The sequence below is a fragment of the Actinomadura logoneensis genome (assembly GCF_003428695.1).
Lineage (GTDB): Bacteria > Actinomycetota > Actinomycetes > Streptosporangiales > Streptosporangiaceae > Spirillospora > Spirillospora logoneensis.
Genome location: NZ_QURH01000699.1, coordinates 1 through 3,019 on the forward strand (window position 1 = coordinate 1; position 3,019 = coordinate 3,019).

Here is a 3,019-nt window from a genome sequence, read left to right on the forward strand (position 1 = left end):
CCTGCGCGCCGCCGCCCGCCGGGCCGCGGGCCCCGAGGCGGGGCGCTGGGGCCGCGTCGCCGCGGTCCTGGACGACAGCTTCTCCACGGTCGGCTCGGCCCATAAGCGGCGGCGGCCCCTCGCGGTCGCGCTCGGCGGGCACTTCCTGCTTGAGGCGCTCGCGGGGGAGTACCTCCCGTTCTGGACGTCCGGCCGCACCGACGCGCTGCTGCTGTACCCGTTCGGCCCCACGCCGCTCGGTACGCGCGTCCTCGACGGCCTCGACACCGCCCCCGACCGCCTGGTGATCATCTCCGACGGCTTCGACAACGCTCCGCCCGGACTGGCCGCCGAGATCCTGCGCGTCTGGCGGACCCGCATCGACCCGGACCGCCGCGTCTCGATCACCCACCTCAACCCGGTCTACGACGCCGCGGACTTCGACGTGCGCCGGCTCGCCCCGACCGTCCCCACGGCGGGCGTCCGCGACGCCGAGGATCTGCTCACCCTCGTCGAGCTGGCCCGCTTCGCCGAGGGACGCGTCGGGCTGCCCGAACTCCGCGCCCATCTCGACGCCCGCATGGCCCGCTTCCTCGCCCCGGCGGACGCCACCTCGGCGAGCGACACTGAGAGCACGGCCGACGAAACCGCCGGCACCGGGACCGGCGACATCGGGACCGTCACGAGGGAGGCGCCGTGAGGGCCGACCTTCCGCCCGACCCCACCTGGGACGTCGCGCTCTGGCGCGGACCGGGCTGGATCCGCGAGGCCGGGCTGGTGACCCTGCCCGCGCAGGTCTGGAACTCGATCCGCCTGGTGCCGCTGGCCCGGGAGGAGCCGATCGAGGGACTGCGGCTCGACCGCCGCGCCTACGACGAGCCGTCCATCGTGGACGTCGGCGACCGCACCCACTACATCTCCTACATCCCGCACGCCTTCGTCGCCCGCTGGGAGTCCGACGGCGACACGGCGACCGCGTCCTACGGGACGCGCCTGCTGGCGCGCGACGACAAGGGGACGGCGCCGCCCGGCCTGCCGATCAGGGTGCGCCGCCGGATGGCGCGCCGCGTGGCGGCCGACCGCCTGCGCTTCCTTCCGCTGCACCTGGCCGTCGAGGGCTACCTCGCGCTGCACTTCGGCGGTCCCGAGATCGCGTGGGAGGAGTGGTCGCGCCGGGCGATCGCGTCGGGGCTGTCGCCGCGCGAGGAGGGCGCCTACACCGGAGCGCAGGTCCCCGGGCTGGCCGACGCCCTGCGGATCTTCGAGATCCACCCCGGCCAGTGCGGTGTCCTCGTGTACGTGGCGGACGCCCTGGCCAGCGCGTTCGTCGTCCCGCACCCGGACGACTACCGGGCCCTGCACGCCACCCTCGTCGAGGACCTGTTCGGCGAGCTCGTCCACCAGTACGGGCGGCTCTGGCTTCCCGTCCGCGACCTCGCCGAGCCGATCGACGAGACGGCCGTCCGGACCCCGGCCGACCTGCGCGCCGAGGCCGAGCGGCGGATGCGCGGATGGGCCGACTTCCACGACCGGGTCATGGCGGAGGAGGTCTTCGAGGGCGGCGGCCGGGCCGAGGAGGTCCAGCGGATGCGGGACGCCCGGCTCTACCGGTTCCTGCCCGCCTTCACGCCCGGACGGCCCAACCACATCGGTGAGCAGATCACCGTGGGCGAGGGGGAGGGCACACGGCTCGCCTACCTCAAGACGTTCCGGCTGTCCGAGAGCCAGATCCGCCGCGGTCACCTGCTGAGCACGCTCGCCGCGAACGAGTGGCGGCTCGACCACACCGCCGCCGCGCTCGGCGTCGACCAAGGGGCGCTGGTGCTGCGGCTGCAGAGGGCGGGCTTCGGCTACCTCCTGCGCCAGGACGTCCTCGACCACTACAGGGCCGCCGCCCGCCGCGGGCCCCGGAGCCGTTGAAGGAAGAGTGCCGCTGAGGGAAGGCGTCCTGGTCCGCCCATGTCCACCGGCCCGGTCAAGGGCTCACCCGGCCCCGCACTCCCGGAGCCGGACACCCAGCGGGCCGAAGGCTCAACGGGCCGGACGCTCAACGGACCGAGGCTCAATGGGCACAACGCTCAACGAGCTGAACGCTCAACGGGCCGAACGCTCAATGGGGCGGGCCGGGCGCTCACCGGCCCGGACCGCGGGCGCGGGCCGGGCGCGATGAGGCGGGTCAGTCGCGCAGGCCGGCGAACAGGTCGGTCTCGGGCAGCTCGGCGTCGACCCGGCTGTACCGGCGGACGAACGCCTCGAAGCCGAACACCCGGGCCTGGACCTCCTCCGGGAGGCGCAGCAGGAAGATGTTCTCGCCCTGGCTGGCGTGCGCCTCCAGCGCCTTGCGCTTGCGCACGGCGTGCGCCGACACGTCCACCACGGTGGTGATCAGTTCGTCCGGGGTGCCGAAGTCGTCGGGGAGTTCGTCCCCCAGATCCACGCCGGCCTTCTTCGCCTCCTCGAACATCGTCTGGATTCCGGAGCGCGGCACCGCGGTCTCGTAGAACTTGCGGGGGATGCCGGTGCTCTCGGCCGCCGCGACCGCGATCCGGTGGGCCTGGATGTGGTCCGGGTGGCCGTAGTTGCCGTTGTCGTCGTAGGTGACCACGACGTCCGGACGGTAGTGCTCCATGAGCTCCGCCAGGCGGGCCGCCGCGTCCTCGACCGGGACGTTGGCGAAGGCCCGCGGGTCCTCGTTCGCGGCCCAGCCGACCATGCCCGAGTCGCGGTAGCCGAGCAGCTCCACGTGCTCGATGCCCAGGATGGACGTCGACTCGCGCAGCTCGGCCAGCCGGACGCGCGCCACGCCCTCGGCGTCGTGCCCCTCGTCCTGCGGCTTCCGCCCGTTCGCGTCGTCGCCCTGCTCGCCGTTGGTGCAGGTCACCAGGACGGCCCGGTGGCCCTCGGCGGCGGCCCGCGCCAGCACCCCGCCGGTCCCCAGGACCTCGTCGTCGGGGTGGGCGTGGACCGCCATCAGGGTGAGTTGGTGCTCCATAGTGCGGATACTCCTCATATGGGGGATGGCCGCCCGGTCCAGGACCGG

General features: G+C 74.0%; 2 protein-coding genes and 1 pseudogene. 2 read left to right on the forward strand and 1 reads right to left on the reverse strand.

From position 1 onward, the window contains the following. Together DZF91_RS25840 and DZF91_RS25845 are read left to right on the forward strand one after the other, a co-directional pair. Positions 1-679 (forward strand): annotated as a pseudogene (locus tag DZF91_RS25840) (hypothetical protein); the annotation flags it as partial. Then, complete coding sequence (locus DZF91_RS25845) at positions 676-1,899, forward strand: ARPP-2 domain-containing protein (protein ID WP_235834562.1); 1,224 nt, start codon at positions 676-678, stop codon at positions 1,897-1,899. The pseudogene DZF91_RS25840 and the gene DZF91_RS25845, both read left to right, overlap by 4 nt. Before the next feature lie 256 nt (positions 1,900-2,155). Here DZF91_RS25845 and DZF91_RS25850 read toward each other — a convergent pair whose 3' ends face one another. Then, the gene (locus DZF91_RS25850; protein ID WP_117359800.1) at positions 2,156-2,971 is read right to left on the reverse strand and encodes a PIG-L family deacetylase; all 816 of its coding nucleotides are present in this window, start codon (positions 2,969-2,971) and stop codon (positions 2,156-2,158) included. Between the last annotated feature and the right edge of the window lie 48 nt (positions 2,972-3,019).

Bases quoted from the DNA above. Each gene is read 5' to 3' on its own strand.
- DZF91_RS25850 (WP_117359800.1), bottom strand. From the start codon at position 2,971: ATGGAGCACCAACTCACCCTGATGGCGGTCCACGCCCACCCCGACGAC.